Annotated in this window: 18 protein-coding genes; 5 read left to right on the plus strand and 13 right to left on the minus strand. The window is 62.6% G+C overall.

The window, feature by feature from the left end; all coding sequences use genetic code 11:
* Window positions 1-3,150: a multidrug efflux RND transporter permease subunit gene (locus VIM95_RS18985; RefSeq protein WP_331988872.1), complete on the minus strand. Its 3,150-nt coding sequence runs from the start codon at window positions 3,148-3,150 to the stop codon at window positions 1-3.
* Window position 3,151: 1 nt separating this feature from the next.
* Window positions 3,152-4,321: an efflux RND transporter periplasmic adaptor subunit gene (locus tag VIM95_RS18990; protein WP_331988874.1), complete on the minus strand. Its 1,170-nt coding sequence runs from the start codon at window positions 4,319-4,321 to the stop codon at window positions 3,152-3,154.
* 155 nt (window positions 4,322-4,476) lie between these two features.
* Here VIM95_RS18990 and VIM95_RS18995 point away from each other — a divergent pair, with 155 nt between their 5' ends.
* The 5 genes from VIM95_RS18995 (at window position 4,477) to VIM95_RS19015 (ending at window position 9,403) form a co-directional block, all read left to right on the plus strand.
* Window positions 4,477-5,211 carry a response regulator gene (locus tag VIM95_RS18995; RefSeq protein WP_331988876.1) on the plus strand — a complete coding sequence of 245 codons (735 nt, stop codon included), beginning with the start codon at window positions 4,477-4,479 and terminating at the stop codon, window positions 5,209-5,211.
* A gap of 28 nt (window positions 5,212-5,239) precedes the next feature.
* Window positions 5,240-6,256 carry an ATP-binding protein gene (locus VIM95_RS19000; RefSeq protein WP_331988878.1) on the plus strand — a complete coding sequence of 339 codons (1,017 nt, stop codon included), beginning with the start codon at window positions 5,240-5,242 and terminating at the stop codon, window positions 6,254-6,256.
* Between the two features lie 231 nt (window positions 6,257-6,487).
* Window positions 6,488-7,213, plus strand: coding sequence for an ABC transporter substrate-binding protein (locus tag VIM95_RS19005; RefSeq protein WP_331988880.1), 726 nt, complete (start codon window positions 6,488-6,490; stop codon window positions 7,211-7,213).
* 212 nt (window positions 7,214-7,425) lie between these two features.
* A complete protein-coding gene (locus tag VIM95_RS19010; protein WP_331988882.1) occupies window positions 7,426-8,733 on the plus strand; it encodes a hypothetical protein in 1,308 nt (435 codons plus the stop codon).
* Window positions 8,734-9,133: 400 nt separating this feature from the next.
* The gene (locus VIM95_RS19015) at window positions 9,134-9,403 is read left to right on the plus strand and encodes a hypothetical protein (protein WP_331988884.1); all 270 of its coding nucleotides are present in this window, start codon (window positions 9,134-9,136) and stop codon (window positions 9,401-9,403) included.
* A 102-nt stretch (window positions 9,404-9,505) separates the two neighbouring features.
* On the opposite strand, the gene VIM95_RS19020 is transcribed toward VIM95_RS19015, so the two are convergent.
* The 11 genes from VIM95_RS19020 to ssuD form a co-directional block, all read right to left on the minus strand.
* Window positions 9,506-10,393: an ATP-binding cassette domain-containing protein gene (locus VIM95_RS19020; RefSeq protein ID WP_331988886.1), complete on the minus strand. Its 888-nt coding sequence runs from the start codon at window positions 10,391-10,393 to the stop codon at window positions 9,506-9,508.
* The gene (locus VIM95_RS19025) at window positions 10,390-11,790 is read right to left on the minus strand and encodes an LLM class flavin-dependent oxidoreductase (protein ID WP_331988888.1); all 1,401 of its coding nucleotides are present in this window, start codon (window positions 11,788-11,790) and stop codon (window positions 10,390-10,392) included. Before VIM95_RS19025 ends, VIM95_RS19020 begins: the two co-directional genes overlap by 4 nt.
* 1 nt (window position 11,791) lies before the next feature.
* Window positions 11,792-12,625: a MetQ/NlpA family ABC transporter substrate-binding protein gene (locus tag VIM95_RS19030; RefSeq protein WP_331988890.1), complete on the minus strand. Its 834-nt coding sequence runs from the start codon at window positions 12,623-12,625 to the stop codon at window positions 11,792-11,794.
* 30 nt (window positions 12,626-12,655) lie between these two features.
* The gene (locus tag VIM95_RS19035; RefSeq protein ID WP_331988892.1) at window positions 12,656-13,318 is read right to left on the minus strand and encodes a methionine ABC transporter permease; all 663 of its coding nucleotides are present in this window, start codon (window positions 13,316-13,318) and stop codon (window positions 12,656-12,658) included.
* Window positions 13,311-14,126, minus strand: a complete 816-nt coding sequence (locus tag VIM95_RS19040) for a methionine ABC transporter ATP-binding protein (RefSeq protein WP_331988894.1) — start codon at window positions 14,124-14,126, stop codon at window positions 13,311-13,313. The genes VIM95_RS19035 and VIM95_RS19040 overlap by 8 nt, the downstream gene beginning before the upstream one ends.
* Before the next feature lie 10 nt (window positions 14,127-14,136).
* Window positions 14,137-15,381: an acyl-CoA dehydrogenase family protein gene (locus VIM95_RS19045; RefSeq protein WP_331988896.1), complete on the minus strand. Its 1,245-nt coding sequence runs from the start codon at window positions 15,379-15,381 to the stop codon at window positions 14,137-14,139.
* Between the two features lie 29 nt (window positions 15,382-15,410).
* On the minus strand, window positions 15,411-16,262 hold the full coding sequence (gene ssuC / locus VIM95_RS19050) for an aliphatic sulfonate ABC transporter permease SsuC (protein WP_331988898.1): 852 nt from the start codon (window positions 16,260-16,262) through the stop codon (window positions 15,411-15,413).
* Between the two features lie 10 nt (window positions 16,263-16,272).
* Window positions 16,273-17,001: an ABC transporter ATP-binding protein gene (locus tag VIM95_RS19055; protein ID WP_331988900.1), complete on the minus strand. Its 729-nt coding sequence runs from the start codon at window positions 16,999-17,001 to the stop codon at window positions 16,273-16,275.
* 24 nt (window positions 17,002-17,025) lie between these two features.
* The gene (locus VIM95_RS19060) at window positions 17,026-17,859 is read right to left on the minus strand and encodes an ABC transporter permease (protein WP_331988902.1); all 834 of its coding nucleotides are present in this window, start codon (window positions 17,857-17,859) and stop codon (window positions 17,026-17,028) included.
* Between the two features lie 16 nt (window positions 17,860-17,875).
* A complete protein-coding gene (locus tag VIM95_RS19065) occupies window positions 17,876-18,835 on the minus strand; it encodes an aliphatic sulfonate ABC transporter substrate-binding protein (RefSeq protein WP_331988904.1) in 960 nt (319 codons plus the stop codon).
* A gap of 61 nt (window positions 18,836-18,896) precedes the next feature.
* On the minus strand, window positions 18,897-20,036 hold the full coding sequence (ssuD, locus tag VIM95_RS19070; protein WP_331988906.1) for an FMNH2-dependent alkanesulfonate monooxygenase: 1,140 nt from the start codon (window positions 20,034-20,036) through the stop codon (window positions 18,897-18,899).
* Window positions 20,037-20,146: the final 110 nt, after the last annotated feature.

Raw genomic sequence — 20,146 nt, forward strand, 5'->3', positions numbered from 1 at the left:
TCAGTTCTCCTCAACAGCGCTCGCCGCAGCGCCGCCGGAATTGTTTCGCTTTTGTCTCCAGGCCGTGACTCGACCTTGCAGCTCAACCACGACGACGTAGAAGACCGGGACAAAGAAGATCGCCAGTGCGGTGCCGCTCAACATGCCGCCGAAAACACCGGTACCAATGGCTTGCTGGGTTTCGGCACTGGCGCCAGAAGCGAGCATGAGTGGCACTACGCCCAGCCCAAATGCCAGCGATGTCATCAAGATGGGACGAAGCCGAAGTTTGGCCGAGGCAATCGCAGCCTCGATGGCGCTCATCCCTTCTTCCTGGAGCTGCTTTGCAAACTCGACGATCAAGATGGCGTTTTTTGCCGAAAGCCCGATCACCGTGATCATGCCTACCTTGAAATACACATCATTCGGCATGCCACGCAAAATGACGGCCATAACGGCACCCAGTAGGCCCAGCGGGACAACCAACATGACCGACATGGGGACGGACCAGCTCTCATAGAGTGCAGCCAGCACCAGAAAGACAACCAGCATCGATAGGGCCAATAGCATCGGGGTCTGCGCGGCGGACTGCTTCTCCTGGAGGGACTGGCCCGTCCACTCGATGGCAAAACCCTGAGGCAACTTCGCAGCCAGCCTTTCCATCTCAGCCATGGCATCACCACTCGATACTCCTGGTGCCGCCGAGCCCGATATCCGAACAGAAGCAATGCCTTGGTAACGAACCAACTGGAGCGGCATATCCGTCCAAACCGGCTGGACTACTTCTGAGAGACGGACCATGCCGCCATTGTTATTGCGTACCTGCAGTCGCAAGACATCGTCGAGCCGCATGCGGGAGGGGGCATCTGCCTGGATGATGATTTGCTGCATACGACCGGCATTTGGGAAGTCACCCACATAGAGTGAGCCCAGTGCAGTGGAGATCGTCTCGCTCAGCACCTGGAAGGGCACGCCATAGGCCTCGGCTTTCTGACGATCAATGTCCAGCCGGATCGAGGAACCGGGAGGCAAGCCATCCGGATAGACATTCGCAACCACACCGCTGGCGGCAGCCATGGTGAGCAGTTGAGTTTCAGCCGCCTTCAGCGCGGCATAACCTTTATTGGCCCTATCCTGCAACTGGAGCGTGAAACCAGACGAGGTGCCAAGTTCATCAATCGCAGGTGGCATCAGGGACATGACGGTGCCCTCGGTTATCCCGACCATTGCTGCTTGAGCGCGCGTCAGCTCATTCTGAACGGTCGTACCATGCCGGTCCTTCCAATCCTTGAGCACGGTGTAAGCCATTGCTGCGTTGGAGCCGGAGCCCGAAAAGCCAAAGCCGAGGATGGACATATTGGATTCAATGCCGGGGCGTGTAGCAATATGCTTCTCATAGGTCTTGACCGCATTCAGGGTTCGCTCGGCGGTAGCGTCTGCCGGCAGCTGAAACGAGGTCATGAAGTAGCCTTGGTCCTCCTCGGGCAGAAAAGCAGAAGGCAACTGGGCCCAGGCAACCGCCAACACCGCGATCAACCCGACGTATACCAGGAGCACCCGGCCGGACCGCTTCAACATGCCAGTGACGCGGGACTCGTAGCTGTTGGCGAATGACTCGAAGCGTCGGTTGAACCAGCCAAAGAAGCCACGCTGTTCGTAATGACCATCCAGAACCGGTCTGAGCAAAGTAGCGCTAAGCGCAGGTGTCAGCGAGAGCGCCAGGAGCGCCGAAAAAAGAATGGCGACCGCCAGGGACAAGGTGAACTGCTTGTAGATGACACCGACGGAGCCGCTAGCCATACCCATGGGAAGGAAGACCGCAGTCAACACCAAGGTGATACCGATGATGGCACCGGTTATCTCCTTCATCGCCTTTGCCGTAGCTTGCTCAGGCGACAGCCCCTCAGTAGCCATCAGGCGTTCAACGTTCTCTACCACCACGATGGCATCGTCCACGATGATGCCGATCGCCAGAACCATGCCGAACATGGTCAGCACGTTGATTGAATACCCCGTCAGCAACATGACCGCCAGCGTGCCAAGCAGCGCGATGGGTACAACAATGGCCGGGATTAGGGTATAGCGAACGTTCTGCAGGAACAGGTACATCACCAGGAACACCAGGACCATCGCTTCGATCAAGGTATGAATCACCTTCTCGATCGATATCTTGACGAAGGGCGCACTGTTGAACGGTACACCAAAGCTCATGCCCGACGGTGTCGTCGCCTTCAGGTCCTGCAGGCGAGCTTGCACGGCCTCTGCCGTCTTTACAGCATTGGCACCAGGAGCGAGCTGAACGGCCATCGCCGTCGCGGTCTTGCGGTTCTCCCGGTTCGAAAAACCATAGGACTGGGAACCGAGCTCAACGCGGGCCACGTCGCGCAGCAGCAAGTTGGCGCCATTCTGGTTCGCCCGCAGCACGACCTTGTCAAAATCCTCAGCGGTATGCAGCTGTCCCTGCATTGTCAGCGGCACGCTGACAAGCTGCCCATCAACCGTGGGGGCGTCGCCGATCCTGCCCGGTGCGATAAGCGTGTTCTGCTGGGTGATAGCATTGGAAACGTCACCCATGGTCAGCCCATAGGAGACCAGCTTCGCCGGGTCGACCCAGACACGCATTGCCTGTTCAGCGCCGAACAATTGGACCTTGCCGACACCCTCAATCCGACGAAGCTCCTCGACAACGTTACGGGCCAGGTAGTCACTCAGCACCGTCTCGTCATAGCGGCCATCATCCGACTTCAGACTGATAATCATAAGGAAACTGGAAGTAGCAGACTCGACGCTTAGTCCGTTTTGTCGAACAACTGCTGGGAGCCTGGCTTCAACAGATTTGAGCCGGTTTTGGACATCGACCTGTGCAAGTTCCGGGTTGGTACCCGGCTTGAAGGTGATGGAGATCTGCGCGCTACCGGAGGTGTCCGCAGAAGACTCAAAGTAGAGCAGGTTCTTCACGCCAGACAATTCCCGCTCGATAACACTCAACACTGCGTCCCTCATCGTTGCTGGCGATGCGCCTGGATAGCTTGCCAAAACGGACACCGAGGGCGGTGCCACCGAGGGATAGCGTGAGATGGGTAACGAAGGGATTGCGATCACACCAAACATGATGATGAACAGCGCGATCACCCAAGCGAAGATAGGGCGTTTAATGAAGAACTGAGCCATTTTAGATACCGTCCCGACTCAGCTTACGGCCTTCATTGGCAGTTGGTCGCCATGCTTGTGAGGCGACCTCAATACCCAGCGACAAACGTTCTTGGCCTTCGACAACAATCTTCTCCCCACTCTTGAGTCCATCACGAACCCGGTAGTAACCATGTACGAGCTCACCCAGCACGACATTGGTGGCGAATACCTTGTGATCAGGCCCCATTACCCAGACTTGAGGCTTTCCGCCGAGCCGAACCACCGCCTGCTCAGGTATCTGCAGCGCATTGTTGTAGGAGAACTTCGGCAAGCGTGCCCGTACATACATACCTGGCAGTAGTTCGCGTTTGTTGTTGTCGACCAGTACGCGCACCAGTGCATCGCCCGTTCCGGGGTCAACGCTGACACCCGAAAACAAGATGCGCCCCTTCTGGGCGACTGCCCTGTCGTCACTGCGCAAGATCATGATCGGTGCGTTCGATTGCTTGGTCGGGTGCTCGGCCGCGTAAGTGGACCGCAGGGCATCGAAGCTTGAAGCCGGTTGACGAACGTCCACATAGACCTGGTCGATTTGCTGGACCTTGGCCAAAGGGGTGCTGTCGGTAGGTGTTACCAAAGCACCCTCAGTCATCTGGGCTTGTTCAATGCGTCCCGAGATCGGAGAGTCGATGGTGGCGAACTTCAGATCGAGCTTGCGCCTGGCCAAGGTCGCACGAGCCTGAGCAACCTCCGCTTCCGCCTGGTCACGCTGGGAGACGGCATCATCATAGGATTGCTGGCTAATGGCATCGGTCTGCATTAGCGGGCGCAAGCGAAGCACCTGAATCTGAGCACGAGCGAGAACCGCTTCGGAGCGCTTCAAGGTAGCCGCAGCGGTGTCCACATCGGCCTGGAAAGGTGCAGGATTGATCTGAAAGAGGGGCTGGCCCGCTTTGATATCGGTCCCCTGCTGGAACAGACGTCGTTGCACAATGCCCGATACTTGCGCACGGATATCTGCTGTCCGCACGGCAGCGACACGGCCAGGATAGTCCTCGGTAATTTCCAGTGGCGATGTGATTACCGTAGTCACCGCCACCAGGGGTGTTCGCTGCTCACTCTGTTCCGCAGCGTTACCGCTGCAGGCACTGAGGCCAAGCGCTACCGCTATACTGGTAACGCTCAGCTGGAGAACCTGCTTCATGTCCATATCTAACTCTCACGTCTAGGTCTGGCAGTCCGGATGACTGACATCTTCGGCAAGAGTCTGAATACCCTCGGTGTTGTTGATGTCGAGGCAATGTGGAGGAAATGTGGAGATGAACAATTTTTTTGCAGGGAAACGCAGTGCCCGGCATTAGCGACATGAACCAGTCCGCCATCACTTCGGGGCAGACACCCCTGATCCTCATCGTCGAAGACGAGCCTGAGATTGCGGAGATACTCAAGGCCTACCTTGAGCGTCATGGCTTACGCACAGACCGGGCACCAAACGGTCAAAGCGCTTTGGATCTGCACCGCACGGCCAAACCCGACCTGGTGCTACTCGATGTACAACTGCCGATCTTGGATGGTTGGCAAGTGCTGGCGGAAATCAGGCATCGAGGCGATACACCGGTCATCATGCTGACAGCGCTTGATCAGGACCTCGACAAACTGATGGGGCTCCGTATCGGTGCCGACGACTACGTCGTCAAGCCATTCAATCCCGCTGAAGTCGTTGCGAGAGTCATGGCGGTACTTCGGCGCTCAACCTTGCGGAAGCAGGCAACGCCACGATCGGTGCTCAGGGTTGGCGCATTGGAGGCGGACCTGGAGAGCCATGAGGCCTTGGTCCACCTTGACGGACAGACTCACCAGCTTGAACTCACCCGAACGGAGTTCAATTTGCTAGTGACCATGATGGGGTCGCCCAAAAAGGTATTCCGGCGGGAAGATCTACTGGAGATCTGCCTGCCCGAAGGGGATACCCTCCTACGAACGGTAGATAGCCACGTCAGTAAGCTGCGCAAGAAACTTGAACTGCTGGGTCTGGAGAACATTCCCGCTACCGTTCGCGGTGTTGGCTACCGCCTGGGGGCAAGTCATGTCAGCGGGTAGCGGGCTCAGCAAACAGATTGTGCGCTCCATGGTCAGCATGGCCTTGGCTGTGACCGTGCTGGGCATATTGGGCACCTATCTTTTCTACGGCACGCTCAGCTACTTCGCGCCACAACTGCTCCCATCCGAAGACAGCTGGATACCAGCGCCCCTGGAGGTTGGCTGGATGACATTGACGGCCATTATTTCCATGAGCCTGGCGTCAATCTTTGCTGTAAGGCTGTCTCGGAGAATATTGAAACCGATCAACTCGGTCGCCGATAGCCTGCGTTCGCTTGCGGGTGGCAACCTCGAAGCCCGTGCACAGACAGATGACCATTCCCTCGGAGAGGCAGCGCAGCTGGTAAGTGACTTCAATGGGATGGCTGAGCGCATACAACGCATGGAAAACGAGCGGAAATTCTGGAATGCCGCCATCGCCCATGAATTGAGGACGCCCATCACGATATTGCGGGGCAGATTGCAAGGCTTGTCCGAAGGCGTCTTCGAGCCGGACGCTAAGCTGTTCCACAATCTCCTCACCCAGGTCGAAAGCCTTGGACGCCTGGTTGAGGACCTGCGGATAGTGGGGCTGGCAGATAGTGGCAATCTGCACCTGCAGCTTGAGGCAATTGACGTATCTCAAGAGGTGCAAGGCGTCATCCATGCAATGCAACCTCGCCTCACCGAAGCTGGGTTCGGTATCTCGTCAACAATGTCTGAGAGTAAGGTTGTCTGCGACCCTGTCAGGATACGGCAAGCGATACTGGCGCTCTTGGAGAACGCGGTGCTCCACGCCACGCCCGGCCTTTTGCAAGTCACCGTGGCGCAGCAAGAAGGGGTTTGTAAGATATCCGTCGAGGATAGCGGCCCTGGTATGTCCGCTTCGGTTGCTGAGAAGCTATTCGATGCCTTTCAACGTGGCGATACCAAGGCCAGGGGCAATGGGCTAGGACTGGCGGTAGTAAGGGCGATTGCTCATGCTCACGGCGGCACCGTTGCCTATCACCCCTCTCCGCTTGGGGGCTCGAATTTTTTACTGAGCTGGCCAACGATAAACAGCTGAAGGATGTCATTGCAAGCCGCGATATCCATCGCCACTTTGGTGGTACCGCTGTGGCAAACGCTACCGGAAGGGGATGGTCTGACGGCGCAAGGGCCCTGCCAGGGGTAAAGGTGAAAGCGTGCGCAGGGCGCAATCCCGTAAGGCATTGTGCTTTATGACTACCTGAGCACTGTTCGGCTCCCTTGTAGCCAGGTGCTATGCTGAAAGCCCGCTTGCCCATCGGGATTTGCGATGTACCGGCTCGCCCCCTGCCTCACCGCCCTGACCCTGCTGAGCGCGGCCACTGCAGCCGAGGTGGTCACGCTGACCAATGGTGAATGGCCGCCCTATCTTTCCGAGCAGGCACCGGGTTATGGCATTGCCTCACGCATCGTGACCGATGCCTTTGCCGCGGCGCGGGTAGAGGTGCGTTATGTATTCCGGCCCTGGAAGCGGGCGTATCTGGAGGCGGCGGGCGGCACTTACGACGGTACGCTGGTATGGACCTGGGGTGAGGCGCGCGCCAAGCACTTTCTCTTTAGCGACCCGGTATTCGATGGCAAGTCGGTGTTCTTCCACCTCAAGACCAAGCCGGTCAGCTGGTCGCGCTTTGCCGACCTGTCCGCCTACCGCATCGGTGGCACGCTGGGCTACGAGTACGAGTTCGAACGTACACCAGGCATAAAGATCGAGCGGGCCGATACCGATCTCGCCAACTTCCGCAAGCTCCTGGCCGGGCGCATCGACCTGTTCCCTTCCGAGATCAATGCCGGTTACGCCGTGTTGAAGGCCGGGTTCACGGCCGAGGAACAGCAGCAGATCGGCACCCACCCCAAGGCCTACAACGTGGTCAGCTACCACCTGCTGCTCAACCGCAAGAACCCGCGCAATATCCGCTTGATGAACAGCTTCAACCAAGGGCTGCGCCAGCTCAAGGACAGTGGCCGTTACGAAGCCTACTTCGCCGGTTTGAAGTAAGCGCTGCACCGGCGCTTCTATTTCCTGCCTCCTTACCTTTCGTCAGCTCCCAGCCGGCCCGGCACTCAGCAGCCGCCATTCGGCCGGTGCATTCCCTCATATGGATGATGGCAAGTGCACGTTTCCGTACTAAGCCTCTACAGGGGGCGGTTCGACCAGCCTTACCGGCTCGCGCCCCCGATAAAGATAAAACCCGTCATCAGGAGGAAGCCATGTCCAAGCCTAAACTAGGCCTCGGCGCTGCAGACCTGCGCCACGCACCGCTCTTTTACCTCGCTCTGGGCTGCCTGGTCTTGAGCGCCAATGTCAGCGCCAAGGGTACCTTGGCAGCCAGCGCCACCCCCAAGGTCTGCGATACGCCCACCACCCCATTCTGTGATGCGCTCATGCCACCCATTGCGGGCTGGAACGGGCACGTCTTTCGTCTGAGCCAGACCTACCCGATACAGCTGAACTCTGACGCCCAGCCCTGGCTGCAGTACAACCCGACAACACAGCCTGGCGAGTATCTGCAGGCCGCACTGGCCTACTTCTATGAAGGCAATCTGCGCAACGATGTCGAAGAGAGCTTCGACCCCAAGAAGAACAAGGTACGCAACTGGTACAACGCCCCCTGGCAGGATTACGGCCTCAATGGCCGCGAGTTTGTGCACGGCCTGACCCGGGAGCGGGTATCTCGCCCCAAGGAGCTGGCCCCGCAACAGACAAGCATGTGGAACAACTACGCGGTGGGCTTCTATAACGCACCCGGCGGCTACACCATCGGCAAGATCTGGGCGGACCACGGCAAGCCCAATGCCGATCTCGGCAACATGCCGGAGGGAACCTTGGCCGCCAAGCTGTTGTTCACCACAGCGCCGGTAAGCGAGGTTCCCTACTTGCAAGGCTCGCCTGAGTGGAAGGCCTACCTCTTCAAGGACGTCAACAACCCCAACCCCAAGCCGACCAGCCCGCGCGGCATTGTCACCGTGCGGTTGCTGCAGATTGATATTGCGGTGAAAGACAGCCGTGTTGCCAACCTCACAGGCTGGGTATTTGGCACCTTTGTCTACGGCGGCGGACCCAATGGTCCCGCCGGCTCAGGCTGGACCAATGTGAAGCCGGTCGGTGTGATGTGGGGTAACGACCCTGGCTACAGCGGTAGCGGCCCCTTGCAGGAGACCTGGCTGAACGCAGACGTGAAAATGCCGCATGTAGGCTACCAGGGCCGCCTCAATGGGCCGGTCGACAACCCGGTCTCATCCTGTCTCTCTTGCCACGCCACAGCCGAAATGCCGCCCGGCACCATGATCCCTCCCAATGGCCAGGACCCCTCGCCCTGGTTCCAGAACATCAAGTCCGGTACTCCCTTCAATGCGGGTAGAAAGCCATTGGACTATTCGCTGCAACTGCAGGTGGGGCTGCAGAACTTCCTGAGCGCAGTTCAACCCGCCAAGGCGGCAACCACGCTCAAGGCGCTGGGCATGAAGAAACCGCCAACCCATCCCTTGGCCGTACCGGCCCGCGACGGCGGTAGCTGAGCCGGCAATCACCTGGCTGCCAGCCTGAGAGGCGCAATACCGCCGCGGTATTGCGCCCGACTCATGAACCACCGGGCACCCGCTCTGTTTCACAAGATTGCACAATCAAGGCAAGTCCAACGTAATTACCCGGCATCCAAGGCTCCCTACACTGCCAGCCATCGCTATTCTTGCCGGGGGCCTGCCAATGCCACGACTGCCCTGCCCACCCGCATGCCAGCATGCTCGAAGCGATCAACCGCCATGACAGCGCGGGCCGTTGCCGGCGACCATCTGCAAGAGATGGGCCTTACCGTCCACTACGCCGGCCGGGCTGTATACGATAGTCTCGGAGGCGCTTATGCTGGTGGCAGCCGCCCACGCAGGCGGCCCATATGCGCAACGGCGGGAGGCAGCAAGCATGCGTAGCGTTTACATCGTACTCGGCGGGCTGCTGCTGTTTGGCATGGTGCTGCTGGTAGCGCGGCTCACCGGCAGCAGCACACCCACGGCGTTGGCGGCCAAGTGCTTTGGGCCTATCTGGCTGCTGGTGGCCACCGCCAATATGTGGGTGGGTGTCACCCGGGCCGGTTATACGGTGACGGAAGAGACACCCGTCTTTCTGCTGGTCTTCCTGATCCCCACCGCGCTTGCGGCATTGTGCTGGTGGAAGTGGCCGGGTAATGGCTAGCGCCAGCGGAAGCAATGCGCGCATGAGCATCAAAAGTCAGCAAGCACCCGGCCGTGCCGGGTGGTGAACTGCACATTGAGCGCAAGTGATAGTTGGGCATCCTCACAACGCCCATTGCAGTTGAGCGGCGGGACGGTCACCTTGCGGCCACTCATGCGCCGGCCCACCGGCCTGTTCGGCCTGCCCCAGCACCCGCTCCAATATCGCCGCCTCATACTCGGCAAAGGCCGCGCTGCCGCGCGCACGCGGCCGGGCCAGGTGCAGCTTGAGGTCCAGGCCTATCTTGCCTTCTTCGATCAAGAGCACCCTGTCCGCCAGGGCCACAGCCTCGGCCACGTCATGGGTGACCAGCAGCACGGTGAATTGATGGTCGCGCCAGACGCGCTCGATCAGCCTTTGCATGTCGATACGGGTCAGCGCGTCCAGCGCACCCAGGGGTTCGTCCAGCAGCAAGAGCCGCGGCCGGTGCACCAGGGCGCGGGCCAGGGCCACCCGCTGGCGCTGGCCGCCGGAAAGCACGCTGGGCCAGTGGTGGGCGCGGTCGGCCAGGCCCACTTCACGCAAAGCAGCCAGGGCCTCGGCATGGCGCGAAGGTGGCAGTCCCAGCGCTACATTGTCGAGTACGCTGCGCCAGGGCAGCAGGCGCGCATCCTGGAACATCACGCGGATATCATCCGACCCCGCGCCTTCAAGGGTAATGCCGCCGCGCGTGGGTTTATCCAGCCCCGCCGCCAAACGCAGAAAGGTACTCTTGCCGCAACCGGAGCGCCCCACCACGGCCACAAACTGCCCGGCCGGTATGCTCACCGAGAGGCCATCAAGCACCCGCTGCTCACCAAACTGGCGTACCAGTCTATCCGCCACCAGTGGGCTGCCACCCGGTGCAAACGCTGCCGGGGGCGGGGTGGGAGTGGGCAGGCGGGCGTCGCCCAACGCGGGTTCGTGGCGCGACAGGCTCGCTTCAAACAACGGCACATAGAATTCGCTCATGCGGGCTCCTTGCTGGGCGTGGCGGTGGCGGGGTGAGCGGCATGGAACTGCCGGCCCGGGTGATGCGGTGGCAGGTGGTCGCCCTGGCCCAAGAGCTTGTGGCGCAGGGTGCCAGCGGTGTAACTGGTGGCATAGCGGCCGCGCTTTTGCAGCTCAGGCACCACCAGCTCCACTACGTCGCGGAAGGTGCCGGGGGTGATGGCGAAAGCGAGGTTGAAGCCGTCTATGCCGGTCTCGTCCAGCCAACCTTCCAGCTGGTCCGCCACCTGGCCAGGGTCGCCCACCAGCACCGGGCCGCGACCGCCCAGGCCCACAAAGCGGGCAGCCTCGCCCACCGTCCATAGCCTGCTCGGGTCGTCGGTAGTGAAAGAGGCCAAGGCCGTACGGCCGGCGTCGTTCTCGATATGGCGTATGGGGTCGCCGTGGCCATAACCGGCAAAGTCGATGCCGGTCCAACCCGACAGCAAGGCCAGTGCGGCTTCCACATCCACATGCTCGCGGTAGTCCGCAAACTTGCGCTGTGCTTCGGCCTCGGTCGAGGCTGTCACGATCAGCGCCTGGCCGTAGATGCGGATCTCGTCGGCACGCCGGCCAGCGGCCACGGCCGCGCTGCGTATGCCATCGACCTGCTTTTTGAGGATGGCGCGGCTGGGCGCGCTGATAAAGACTGCCTCGGCATGCTTGCCGGCAAAGGCCCGCCCGCGTGGCGAAGTACCGGCCTGGTAGAGCAGGGGCGTGCGCTGCGGCGAGGGCTCGCACAGGTGTATGCCCGGTACCCTGAAGTGCTCGCCGGCATGGGCTATCGGGTGGACGCGGCTGGGGTCGGTGTAGACCCTGCCCTGCCGGTCACGGCGCACCGCCCCATCCTCCCAGCTCGCCTCCCAGAGCTTGTAGACCACCTCGAGGTATTCCTCGGCGTAGTCGTAGCGCGCATCGTGCGCGCCCTGCTGGCTCAGGCCCAGGTTGCGGGCGGCGCTGTCGAGGTAGCCGGTGACGATATTCCAGCCCACCCGCCCGCGCGTGAGGTGATCGAGCGTGCTCATGCGGCGGGCGAAGGGATAAGGGTGCTCATAGCTCAGTGAAAAGGTCACGCCAAAGCCCAGGTCCGTCGTCGCCGCCGCCATGGCCGGCACCAAGAGCAGCGGGTCGTTGGTGGGTACCTGCACCGCGTGCCGCAAAGCCGCATCCGCACTGCCCTGGTAGACGTCGTAAACGCCCAGCACATCGGCCAGAAAGAGCGCATCAAAGCACCCGGCCTCCAGGGTCAGCGCCAGCTCGGTCCAGAAGCGGAGATCCGCATAGCGCCAGGATTCATCTTCCGGGTGCCGCCACAGACCGGGTGACTGGTGCCCCACCGTGTTCATGGCAAAGGCGTTGAAGCGGATGGGTCTTGCCATCTCAATTGCTCGCGGTCTGCTGCTTGCGCAGATAGTCCGGCTTCACAAAGCCCTGGAAGTGCTGGTCGATCACCTGCAGGAACTCGCGCGAGCGATAGGCATCGGCAATGTCGCGCACGTAGGGCTTGTCCTTGTCGGCGGTGCGTACCGCCACCAGGTTCTGGTAGGTCGGACCGGTGTCTTCCAGGCCCAGCGCCTCGGTGATCTTGAGGCCCGAAGCTAGCGCGAAGTTGCCATTGATAAAGCTGTAGTCGGTGTCCTCCAAGGAGCGCGGCAGCTGCGCGGCCTCGAGCGGGATCAGCTTGATCTGCTTGAGGTTAGTCGCAACGTCCCGCTCGCTCACGCGGATCGGGTCGTAGCCTTCGCGCAGCTTGATCCAGCCGAACTTGTCGAGCAGCACCAGGGCGCGGGCGGCATTGGTCGGGTCGTTGGGCAGGGCCACGGTGCTGCCGGCCTTCACCTCGGCCAGGGTCTTGTGCTTCTTGCTGTAGATGGCGATGGGTGCGGTCGGTACCTTGATCAGCTCACTGAGCGCCAGCTTGTTCTCGGTCGAGAACTTGGCGAGGTAAACCTGATGCTGAAAGGCGTTGGCATCCAGCGCGCCCTGCGCCAGGGCGAAGTTGGGCTGGATATAGTCGTTGAACTCCACCACCTTCACCGTGTAGCCCTTCTTCTCAAGGATGGGCTTGATGCCGAGCTTGATCTGGTCGGCATAGGGACCGGCGGTGGCGCCAAAGACGATCTCCTTCTTATTCGGGTCGGCCGCCCAGCTTTGGGTGGCAAGGGAGGCGGCAAACAGGCCGGCGGCGAGGATCAGCAGATTACGGCGTTGCATGGAAGTGTCCTTTCAAGGCGAGAAAGCGCGTTAACGTTTATCGAGTCGAGCTGCCAAGCGATTGCCGGTGAATTGGATCAGCTGAACGAGCGTGACCAGGAGTGCCACCGTCAATACCATCACATCGGTCTGGAAACGGTAGTAGCCATAGCGGATGGCCAGGTCGCCGATGCCGCCGCCTCCCACCACCCCGGCCACGGCCGAGTAGGACAAGAGGCTCACGGTCAGCACGGTGAGCGCCAGTACCAGGCCCGAGCGGGCCTCCACCAACAGTACCCGCCAGACGATCTGCCATTCCGAAGCACCCATGGCGTGGGCAGCCTCCACCACCCCACGCGGTACCTCGCGCAGGGTCTGTTCGACGAGACGGGCAAAGTAGGGAATGGCGGCGAAGGAGAGCGGCACGGCGGCGGCCACCGGGCCGATGGACGAACCCACCACGGCGCGGGTAAAGGGCACCAGTGCCACCAGGAGGATGATGAAGGGAAAGGAGCGCACTGCATTGACCACGCCATTGAGCACGCTATGGCTCAAGGGGTGGGCCAGCGACTGCCCCGGGCTGGTCAAGAGCACCAGCACACCCAGGGGGCCGCCCAGCAACGCGCCACTACCCACGGCAATAGCCAGCATCAACGCGGTCTGGCCTATGGCTGTCCAAAGCTCCGGCAGGATGGCGAGTAGGTTGTCAGACATGGGCGGCCTCTCTGGCGCTATGGCCGCGCAAGAGTTCACGGGCGAGTTCGGTAATTGGCTGCGCCACGGCGGGCCGGATGACGCTTTGCTCGGCAGGGGCATCCAGCCGTATCTCCTCCACCAGCCTGCCCTGCTCCAACACCGCCACGCGCTGGCACAGCGCCCGCGCCACAGCCAGTTCATGGGTCACGATCACAATGGTCACCCCCAGCTCGCGGTGTATGCCCGAGAGCAGCTCCAGCACGCTGCGGGTGGTCTGCGCATCCAGCGCAGAGGTGGGCTCGTCGCACAGCAGCACGCTGGGCCGGGTGACCAGCGCGCGGGCTATGCCTACCCGCTGCTTTTGCCCACCGGATAGCTGCGCCGGATAGGCAGCGGCCTTACCGGCCAGGCCCACCCGCTCCAGGTTCTCCGCCACCCGCAATGCAATCTCGCCACGAGGCGTGCCGGCCACCCGCAAGGGGAAGGCCACGTTCTCGGCCACGGTGAGGTTCTGCAAGAGGTTGAACTGCTGGAAGATCATGCCGATCTCGCGCCGCACGGCACGCAGATCCGACTTGCCCAAACGGGTCAGTTCGCGCCCGTCCAGCAGCACGTTGCCGCTGTCCGGCCGCTCCAGGAGGTTGATCAGCCGCAGCAGGGTGGACTTCCCCGCCCCGCTCTGGCCGATGATGCCCAAAGCCTCACCTCGCGTGACGCGCAGGCTCACGTCGCGCACGGCATCGAAATGTTCGCCGCCAGGCAGGGCGTAGCGCTTGCTGGCGCCCTCAAGCTGGATATGGGCTTCTGGAATGTGATGTTCACTCATGGTTGCGCGCTCAGGAGTAAGGCGTCGGGTCGGGGTGGCGGCCGTCGATGGCATAGCGCCCCAGGTCGCGCAGCTTGTAGTCGATGGGATCGTGCAGGGTGTGGGTGCGGGCATTGCGCCAGTAGCGGTCAAAGCCATAGCGCTGCGAGGTGGCGCGGGCACCCAGGATGTCGAACAGATCGCTGCTCACCGTCAGGCTGGCCTCGTGTGCCAATACCTTGGCGTCGGCAATCGCCACCGCCACTTCGCCACGGTCGGCAGCCGTCAGCGCGGCCCCTTTGCGGAAGGCGGCATCCAGCCGGCGGGCAGCTTCGTCGGCCAGGGCGGCGGCGGCGCGCACCTTGACCCGCAGCTCGCCGTAGCGGCGCTGGATAAAGGGGTCGTCGGCCGAGCGGGGCACGCCGGAGGCAAACCAGGCACGGGCCTCGTCACGGGTATAGCGCAACGCACTCTCGTAGGCCCCTTCGGCGATGCCAAGGTAGAGGTTGGTCATGACCAGCTGCGCCACGCAGGAGCGCAAGGTGGCGCGCGGCGTGGCGGCCACGGCCGGCGCCTGCAGTACTTCCTCGGCGCGCAGTTCCACCCCGGCAAAGCTCACCGTGCCGCTGTCGGTCTGCTTCTGGCCAAAGGCGTCCCAGTCTGCGTGCACCGTCACCCCCTTGCGGGTGGTGGGTATGGCGGCAATCAGCGCCGTACCGCTCTCCTCGTGCCAGGCAGAAAAAGTGAGCACGTCCGAGCCGACCGAGCCGGAACTGAAGCTCTTTTGCCCGTCTATGCGCCAGTGCTCGCCCTCGGCCTCTGCCACGGTGCGCTTGTCGAGCGGGTTGAGCGCATTGCCCCAGAACCATTTTTGCTCGAGCGTGGCGCGCAGATAGCGTTGCTGCTGCTCGGCCGTACCGTAGAGCAACACGCCTGCCAGCTGCAGGTGATGAAAGCCATAGAGATGGGCCAGCGCGCTATCGGCCCCAGCCAGGATGCGCACCACCTGGTAGACGGTGGCCCAGTCATGGCCCGGCCCGCCAAACTCGGTCGGGATGCTGAGCCATAACAGCCCGCTGTTACGTAAAAGGCCGCGCTCGGCGGCAGGGTGGCCGCCCGCGCGGTCACGCTCCACGGCGGTCTGTGCCAGCTGAGCCGCTACCGCCTTGGCGATGGCGATGGGGTCTTGTACTGCCGCCTCGGCAGTGTCGGGCACCGGGCGACGGGGCGTCTCCAGCGCGGGCAGCAGGCGGGCGATGACTTGGGCCGTACTCATGGGCTTTCCTTGTCGGCGAAGTAAAGGGTTCAAGCGGTCTGGAACTGCGGGTGCCAGCGCAAGAGGCGCCGCTCCAGCGCACGGGCGGCCACATCGGCCAACTTGCCCAGGAGGGCGTAGAGCAGAATGGCCAGCACCACCACATCGGTCTGCAGAAACTCACGCGCATTCATGGCCAGGTAGCCGATGCCGGAGCTCGCAGAAATGGTCTCGGCCACGATCAGCAAGATCCAGCACAGGCCCAGCGAGAAGCGCACCCCGACCAGGATGGAGGGCAGTGCGCCGGGCAGGATCACCTCGCGGTACAGCGCCCAGCCGCGCAGGCCATAGCTGCGGGCCATCTCCAAAAGGTCCGGGTCGATGGAACGGATGCCGTGATAGGTATTGAGGTAAAGCGGAAAGCCAGTACCAAAGGCCACCAGAAAAAGCTTGGCGGCTTCATCTATGCCGAACCAGACGATCACCAAGGGGATCAGCGCCAAGGGCGGGATATTGCGCACCATCTGGATGGTGGTATCCAGCGCCAGCTCGGCGCGGCGCGAGAGGCCGGCCGCGAGCCCCAGCAAGAGGCCCACGCCACCGCCGAGCACAAAGCCGCTCATGGCGCGCACAAAGCTGATCTTCAGGTGCTGCCACAGCTCACCGGAAATCGTCAGCGCCCAGCCTGCCTGGGCTACCGCCCAGGGCGAGGGCAGGATGCGGCTGGATAGCCAACCCGCGCCGGCCGACCACTGCCAGGCCGCCAGTAACAGCAGCGGGACCAGCCAGGGGGCCAGTGCCCGGCCCAGGCGAGGCAGCAGCGCCGCTTGGCCGGGTGCGGTTTGGGTAGCATCGGTTTGCACGGTGGTTGGCAAGGTGCCCAGTGCCAGATCGCTCGTCATGCCCGCCTCCTCAGATCGCATGCGCCGCGAACAAGGCGGTAAGCGCTGCATTCTTGAGCTCGCTCAGCGCCGGGTGGCGGCGGTCTCGTGGCCGCGCCAGCGGCACTTCCAGCTCCACGTCTATGCCACTCTGGCTCATCACCAGTACGCGGTCGCTCAGGTAGAGCGCCTCGTCCGGGTCGTGGGTGACCAGGAGTACAGTCGTGCCATGCTGTTTGGCCACCTCCAGCAGCAGATCCTGCAGCCGCATGCGGGTAAAGGCATCCACGGCGCTGAAGGGTTCGTCCAGCAGCAGCACCTGTGGGTGACGGAAGAGCCCACGGGCAATCGCCACGCGCTGTGCCTGCCCGCCCGAGAGCTGCTTGGGCAAGGCGTTGTTCAGGCCGGTGAGGCCTACTTCCGCCAGCAGCTCGCCGACCCGCGGGTCGTTGGCGCCTCCGCTGCCCAGATCAAACGCCACGTTCTCTGCCACCGTCAGCCAGGGCAAAAGGCGCGGTTCCTGAAAGATGAAGCCTATGCCTCGGTTCAGGCCCTCATAACCCTGCCCAGCCAGCGCCAGCCGACCGTCAAATTCGCGTTCCAACCCGGCTATGATGCGCAGCAGGGTGCTCTTGCCGCAGCCGCTGGGGCCCAAGAGGCTGACGATCTCGCCGGCTTGCAGCGCAAAGCCGATGCGATCGAGCACGGTGCGCTCGCCGTAACGTTTTTGCTCGACATGGACATTGAGCAGGGCAGTCATGGTGTTTCCTTCCAGCGGTACGAATCAGGCCTTGAAGCTGTCACGCCAGGCCAGCTGGCGGCGCTCCAGCGCCTTGAGGATGCCGTCGCTGAGTTTGCCCAGGAGGGCCAGCAGCACGATGGCGGTAAGTACGATGTCCGGCCGGCTGGTCTCACGCCCGTCGGTGAGCAGATAACCCAGCCCCTTGGTGGCGGCGATCAGCTCCGCCGCGACCATGAACATCCAGGCGAGGCCCAGCCCGCCACGCAGGCCGGTGAAGAGCGCCGGCAGCGAAGCCGGCAGCAGGATGCGCCGCACCAGCGGCCAGCCATGAAGGCCATAGATGGTGCCCAGTTCCACCCAGCGCCGGTCCACATCGCGTATGCCGGCCACCAGGCCCAGATAGACCGGGAAAAACGCCCCGAGCGCGATCAGGACGATCTTGGGGGCCTCGTCTATGCCCAGCCACAAGAGCAGCAGCGGTACCCAGGCCAGCGAAGGGATGGCGCGTATGGCTTGCACGCTCGGGTCCAGCAGCGCCTCGGCACGGCGGCTCAGCCCCACCAAGCCGCCCAGCACCATGCCGGCCGCGGTGCCGATGGCAAAGCCCACCGCAACCCGCAGGGTGCTGGCCACAAGGTGCTTGAGCAGGCCCTGCCGCCACAGCTCGGCCAAGGTGCCCAATAGTTCGCTCGGTGGCGGCAGCAGATTGCTGCGGTACCAGCCCAGCTGGCTGGCCAGCTCCAGCGCAGCCAACAGGCCCAGCGGCAGGGCCAGGCCCAGCAGGGCCCGTTTGAAGGCTGGCGACAGCGCCAGGCGCAGTGGCTGGCGCCGAGAGGTGCTGGCCAGGGCCGGTAGGGTGAGGCTGGTTTTACTCATGGCGCCGCTTTGCTACTCAGTTGCTGGCCAGCGCACTGCCCACGACGCGTACGTCGATCAGCTCGGCTATGGTGCGGTTGAGGTCGGTACCTGGCTTGACCAGGGCTTCATCGATCAGGATGGGCGCGGCCTCTTTGAGCGCAGTGATGTGTTCGGCACCGGGGCGCGGATTGGAGAAGTCGGTACGCTTGAGCTGCAGCTGCGCCACATTGAGCGGCACCTTGGCTTCTTCCGACACCAGTTTGGCGGCCTCGGCCGGATTTTTCAGGATCCAGCCGCGTGCCTTCTCGTAGACCTTGATCACCCGACGGAGCTCGTCCGGGTGGTCCTTGGCAAAGTCCTCACGGGAGTTCAGAAAGCCATAGGTATTGAAGTTGATATTGCGGTAGATCACCCGTGTACCGGCCTCCAGCTCACTCGCGGCCAAGTGCGGGTCCAGACCGGCCCAGGCGTCCACCCTGCCCTGCTCCAGCGCAGCACGGCCGTCGGCGTGTTGCAGGGCCACGTGTTCGATATCGCCCTTCTTGAGCCCGGCGGTATGCAGCGCACGCAAGAGGAAAAGGTAGGGGTCGGTACCCTTGGTGGCCGCCACCTTCTTGCCCTTGAGGTCGGCCACGGTCTTGATGGGCGAATCCTTGGCCACCGCCAGCGCCGTCCACTCCGGCCGCGAATAGATGTAGACCGTCTTGATCGGGTTGCCATTGGCACGCGCCAGCAAGGCGGCGAGACCGGCGGTAGAACCGATGTCCACGCTATTACTGTTGAGGAACTCCAACGCCCGGTTGCTGCCCTGGCTCAGCACCCACTTCACCTCGGTACCGCTGGGCTTGAATGCCTCCTCCAGCCAGCCGAACTTCTTGATCACCAGGCTCGATGGCGAGTAGTAGGCATAGTCGAGCCGCAGCTCCTTCAAGGGCTCGGCAATCACGCTCAGGCTGGCTATGGCAGCGCTGGCAAGAAACAGTACACGACGCACGGCTGGCTTCATCTTCTTCCCCTGTTATTCAAGTCGACTTGATATTTCGAGCTATCGCGGCTCAGCTCTGCGATGCCTTGGGCAGGTGCTGATTGCCGACGATCTCGCCAAATGGGCCGGTCAGCACGGCGTTGGCGGCATCCGGCTTCTCACGCCCCGGCAGATGCGGGAACAAGAGTTCTGCCACCCGGTAGGCCTCCTCCAGGTGCGGGTAGCCCGAGAACACAAAGGTATCGATGCCCAGGTCGGCGTATTCCTGCATACGCTTGGCCACTGTCGGACCATCGCCCACCAGGGCGGTACCCGCACCGCCGCGTACCAGGCCCACGCCGGCCCACAGATTGGGGCTGATCTCGAGCTTGTCGCGCTTGCCGTTGTGCAGCGCGCTCATGCGGCGCTGGCCTTCCGAATCCATGCGCGCAAAGGTGCTCTGGGCGCGGGCGATGGTCTCGTCGTCCACGTACTTGATCAGCTCGTTGGCGGCGCGCCAGGCTTCTTCATTGGTCTCGCGCACGATCACATGCAGCCGTATGCCAAAGCGCAGGGTGCGGCCCTTGTCGGCGGCGCGGCGGCGCACATCGGCAATCTTCTCGGCCACCGCGGCCGGCGGCTCGCCCCAGCTCAGCTGCACGTCGATATGCTCAGCCGCCAGGTCATGGGCGGCGTTGGAAGAGCCGCCGAAATAGAGCGGTGGGTAAGGCTTCTGCACAGGCGGGTAGAGCACATTGGCACCCTTGACCTTGAGGTGCTTGCCTTCGAGGTCCACCGTCTCGCCGGCCAGCACGCCGCGCCAGATCCGCAGGAATTCGTCGGTGATCTCGTAGCGCTCGTCATGGCTGGCCCACAGGCCATCGCCCTCCAACTCCACCGGGTCGCCACCGGTTACCACGTTCACCAGCAGCCGGCCACCGGAGAGACGATCGAAAGTGGCGGCCATGCGTGCCGCCACGGTGGGCGACATGATCCCCGGCCGTACCGCCACCAGGAACTTGAGCTTGCGAGTGAGCGGGATCAGGCTCGATGCCGCCACCCAAGGGTCCTCACAGGAGCGACCGGTGGGGATCAAGGCACCATCAAAGCCCAGGCGGTCGATGGCCTGTGCGATCTGCCCGAGGTAGGCCAGGTCCACCTGGCGGGCACCCACGCTGGTGCCGAGGTACCGGCTGTCGCCATGGGTGGGAAAGAACCAGAACACATTCATCTTGCGTACTCCGTGCTGAATCCGGGTGGGGAAACCACCGCCGGCCGCTCCCAATGGGCTGTGGCAAGTCATTGGGAGCGGCACCCACCTGCGCTCCCCAGTGCAGGCGG

The organism is Chitinimonas sp., assembly GCF_036568685.1.
Taxonomy (GTDB): Bacteria; Pseudomonadota; Gammaproteobacteria; order Burkholderiales; family Chitinimonadaceae; genus Chitinimonas.

Coding starts and splice junctions, on each gene's coding strand:
- VIM95_RS18985 (WP_331988872.1), bottom strand. CDS start 3,150: ATGGCTCAGTTCTTCATTAAACGCCCTATCTTCGCTTGGGTGATCGCG.
- VIM95_RS18990 (WP_331988874.1), bottom strand. CDS start 4,321: ATGGACATGAAGCAGGTTCTCCAGCTGAGCGTTACCAGTATAGCGGTA.
- VIM95_RS18995 (WP_331988876.1), top strand. CDS start 4,477: ATGAACCAGTCCGCCATCACTTCGGGGCAGACACCCCTGATCCTCATC.
- VIM95_RS19000 (WP_331988878.1), top strand. CDS start 5,240: ATGGTCAGCATGGCCTTGGCTGTGACCGTGCTGGGCATATTGGGCACC.
- VIM95_RS19005 (WP_331988880.1), top strand. CDS start 6,488: ATGTACCGGCTCGCCCCCTGCCTCACCGCCCTGACCCTGCTGAGCGCG.
- VIM95_RS19010 (WP_331988882.1), top strand. CDS start 7,426: ATGTCCAAGCCTAAACTAGGCCTCGGCGCTGCAGACCTGCGCCACGCA.
- VIM95_RS19015 (WP_331988884.1), top strand. CDS start 9,134: ATGCGTAGCGTTTACATCGTACTCGGCGGGCTGCTGCTGTTTGGCATG.
- VIM95_RS19020 (WP_331988886.1), bottom strand. CDS start 10,393: ATGAGCGAATTCTATGTGCCGTTGTTTGAAGCGAGCCTGTCGCGCCAC.
- VIM95_RS19025 (WP_331988888.1), bottom strand. CDS start 11,790: ATGGCAAGACCCATCCGCTTCAACGCCTTTGCCATGAACACGGTGGGG.
- VIM95_RS19030 (WP_331988890.1), bottom strand. CDS start 12,625: ATGCAACGCCGTAATCTGCTGATCCTCGCCGCCGGCCTGTTTGCCGCC.
- VIM95_RS19035 (WP_331988892.1), bottom strand. CDS start 13,318: ATGTCTGACAACCTACTCGCCATCCTGCCGGAGCTTTGGACAGCCATA.
- VIM95_RS19040 (WP_331988894.1), bottom strand. CDS start 14,126: ATGAGTGAACATCACATTCCAGAAGCCCATATCCAGCTTGAGGGCGCC.
- VIM95_RS19045 (WP_331988896.1), bottom strand. CDS start 15,381: ATGAGTACGGCCCAAGTCATCGCCCGCCTGCTGCCCGCGCTGGAGACG.
- ssuC (WP_331988898.1), bottom strand. CDS start 16,262: ATGACGAGCGATCTGGCACTGGGCACCTTGCCAACCACCGTGCAAACC.
- VIM95_RS19055 (WP_331988900.1), bottom strand. CDS start 17,001: ATGACTGCCCTGCTCAATGTCCATGTCGAGCAAAAACGTTACGGCGAG.
- VIM95_RS19060 (WP_331988902.1), bottom strand. CDS start 17,859: ATGAGTAAAACCAGCCTCACCCTACCGGCCCTGGCCAGCACCTCTCGG.
- ssuD (WP_331988906.1), bottom strand. CDS start 20,036: ATGAATGTGTTCTGGTTCTTTCCCACCCATGGCGACAGCCGGTACCTC.